Source organism: Candidatus Vampirococcus lugosii, assembly GCF_018420025.1.
GTDB lineage: Bacteria > Patescibacteriota > Gracilibacteria > Absconditabacterales > Absconditicoccaceae > Vampirococcus > Vampirococcus lugosii.
The window spans coordinates 1-3,672 of record NZ_JAEDAM010000081.1; the positions used below are offsets into that span (position 1 = coordinate 1).

2 protein-coding genes and 1 pseudogene are annotated in these 3,672 nt (G+C 21.3%); 2 read left to right on the plus strand and 1 reads right to left on the minus strand.

The genetic code is table 25. The features are described from left to right. A pseudogene (locus VAMP_RS04760) lies at positions 1–1,204 on the plus strand (hypothetical protein); the annotation flags it as partial. Positions 1,205–1,427: 223 nt separating this feature from the next. Further along, positions 1,428–2,654, plus strand: coding sequence for a metallophosphoesterase family protein (locus tag VAMP_RS04765; protein WP_213349806.1), 1,227 nt, complete (start codon positions 1,428–1,430; stop codon positions 2,652–2,654). A 55-nt stretch (positions 2,655–2,709) separates the two neighbouring features. Here VAMP_RS04765 and VAMP_RS07175 read toward each other — a convergent pair whose 3' ends face one another. Beyond that, entirely contained in the window at positions 2,710–3,531 is an 822-nt protein-coding gene (locus VAMP_RS07175) for a BspA family leucine-rich repeat surface protein (protein ID WP_439099516.1), read from the minus strand. Positions 3,532–3,672 lie beyond the last annotated feature (141 nt).

Consider the following 3,672-nt stretch of genomic DNA (forward strand, 5'->3'; position numbering starts at 1 on the left):
ATGAGATAATCAAAATAATAATAAAGATAATGATAATAATCATGATGAAAAAAATGAAAAAAATGAAAAAAATAAAAAAAATAAAGATAAAGATAATAAAAATGATAATGATAAATCATGATTTGATGGTATAGAACTAGATTTATGAGATAATCAGAATAATGATAAAAAAGATGATAAAAATGATGAAAAAAATAAAAATAATAATAAAGATAATGACAAATCATGATTTAATGATTTTAATCTAGATTTATGAGATAATCAGAATGATGATAAAAATGATAATGATAATGATAAATCTTGATTTGATGGTATAGAACTAGATTTATGAGATAATCAGAATAATGATAAAAAAGATAATAAAAATAATAAAGATAAAAATAAAAAGAAAACTATAAATTTAGATAAAGAATTTTGAGAACTAGATAAAAATATTAATAAAACTATAAATAATAAAGATACTTGAACTAAATTAAATAATTTAAAATCTAAAAATAATAGCAAAAATAATAATAAAAATAGTAGTAAAAAAAATATTAATAAAAAGAATAATAAAAATAAAATGCCTTTAATACTTTTTTTAATTTTTGGTATAATATTAATTTTTGTATGAATATTAATTTATATTACTATGTTTCCTAATGGTATTAATTGAAATAATACTAATGAAACTGATGGAACTGAAGAAACTGGTGAAACTGGTGGAACTGAAGAAACTGGTGGAACTGAAGAAACTGGTGGAACTGAAGAAACTGAAGAAACTGAAGAAACTGAAGAAACTGAAGAAACTGAAGAAACTGAAGAAACTGAAGAAACTGAAGAAACTGAAGAAACTGAAGAAACTGAAGAAACTGAAGAAACTGAAGAAACTGAAGAAACTGAAGAAACTGGTGAAACTGAAGAAACTGAAGAAACTGGTGAAACTAGTGGAACTGAAGAAACTGGTGAAACTGAAGAAACTGAAGAAACTGGTGGAACTGGTGAAATTAGTGAAACAGATTTAAAAAAATTAAAAGAATTAAATAGTGAAATTAAGGAAATAATTGTTAAATCAAGAAGAGAAAGAAATCAAAGAGCTTTTACATTTGCAAATAGAGCTAAATCATTATTAGATAAACAAAAAGAGGCTAATCAAATTGATAAGGAAAAAATGCAAGATATATTAAATTTTTTAGAAAAAGCAAAACAATTATTAAAAGATTAAAAATCAATCTTGTTTGTTCAAAAAATAAGTAAAATTTTGGTATGAAAAAATATACAACAAATTACTTTACATTTTTTAATTTTATCATAGATTTTCTTTTTTCCCATTATTTATTTAATTAACCAGATGTATATGAAACTAAATATTTTAATTATTTTTTGATTGTTTTTTTTCTACAAATGTTTAATATAAAATTATATTTAAATATATAATTTATTTAAAAATGTTGTTAATAGGTGATGTTCATATAAATTCTATTTTTTGTGAGCAAATTATAGAAAATATTAGAAATTATGTTTATGAAAATAATGATGAAAAAAATATAATTTTTATGTGAGATTTTGTTTATCATTTTAGTTATGATAGAAAATCTTTACTTAAAATGTTTAATTTATTTTTGGAGTTTTTTAAAGCTTGAAAAAATATTTATGTATTGGCAGGAAATCATGATCGAATAAGTGATAATTTTGTTTTTTTGGAGTGACAAAGTAGTTTTGACATAATTAATTCTCAATTTGAAAATAAAATTTATTTCATTACTAAAGCATTTCTTACAGATATTGAAGGTCAAAAAACTTTATTTTTTCCTTACAATTATTTTATTGAAGAAAAAATAGATTTTTTTGAAAATCCAAATGATAAAATTCAAATAACATTAAATACATTATCAAAATCAGATAATAAATATGAAAAAATTTCTGCTAATATTAATAATATTTTGTATAAATATTTATCAAAAAATAATGATTTATTAGTTTTTCATCATTATTATTTTGCTGATCAAGTTTTTACTGGTCAAAAAAGTAAATTTTCATATAAAGATGTTGCTATTTCTAGTGAATTTCTTTCTGCTTATCCAAATGCAAGATTTATTTCTTGACATTTACATCAAGCTTTTTTATACAAAAATTATTTTTGTACAGGTAGTATGTGGAATACATCTTTTTTGGAACAGAATCAATTCAAATTTCTTTATAAATATTTTCCAAAAGAAAATAAAATTATAGCAAAAAATATTAATATAAATCCTTATATATTTATTGAAAAAAATGATGATTTAATAGATGAAAATTATTTAAAAAATTATATACATAAAATATTTGAACAAAATATTTCCAATTTTGAATCTGATAATTTTGATTTTTGCAATGAAGAATTTATAATACCAGATATGAAAAAAATTGTGCTTACAATTTTTACACAAGATTTTAATTATGATGATATAAATTTAGTCATAAATAAAGATTTAGTAAACTCTCTCAAAGATATTAAAATAAAAAGACAAAAAATAAATATAAATTCTGTTATTGATATGGCACAAGATTTACAAAAAGATTTACAAAATAGTGTATTATGATGGAAATCTTTATTACAAAATTATTTACAAAAAAAATATTGAAATGAATCACAAGAATACGAAAAAAAACTTAAAGATTTAAATATTATATAAATTAAATACAAAAAAAGTGTAGCTAATATGTTACACTTTTTTTATTTATTTACTCTTATGGACAAGTTCACCATATTGGTCTTGATAAAGTCCAATTATTATCTCCATCATTAATAAAATAATCTGGTTCTGAACTAATGTTATTAACACACCATCATGATAGATCTTGATTAAAATCAGATGCATTATAAAACATTTCATCCATATTTTCAACATTACTTGTATCCCAATTACCTATATCTTGATTAAAGTTATGTTTATCATTTGTTAAATCAGTGTCCCAAGCTTGAAACATATAACCCATATTAGCAACATTACTTGTATTCCAATTACCTATATCTTGGTTAAAGTTATAAGCATTATAAAACATATATTTCATAGTAGTAACATTACTTGTGTCCCAATTACTTATATCTTGATTAAAATCAGATGCATTATAAAACATTTCTTGCATAGTAGTAACATTACTTGTATTCCAATTACTTATATCTTGATTAAAATTATGTTTATCATTTATTAAATCAGTCTCCCAAGCTTGAAACATATAACTCATATTAGTAACATTACTTGTATCCCAATTTCCTATATTTTGATTAAAGTTATAAGCATTATAAAACATTAACTCCATAGTAGTAACATTGCTTGTATCCCAATTTTCAATTCATAAAACTTCATCATCAACAACAACTAAATCAGTATCTAATTTTCAAATAAAAGAAGAATAATCACTTCAGGAATTATAATATCAAGACATATCAGTTACATGAGAAGTACAAATTCTATCTATATTATCTTCAAAACTTGTAAATAAATTACCATTTTTTATTCAATATTCTCAATCTCAATTTTCTACAACTCAATAAGTTAATCAATCCAACTCAAAAGTTTCTCAAGGATCAAGACATCAACAATATACTATTCAATCTATTAATTCTCAATTACCAACACATTCTTCACCACTTCCTCAGCTTGAAATACTACCACCACTTTCTTTAAAATAAGTATCTGATTCTTTTTC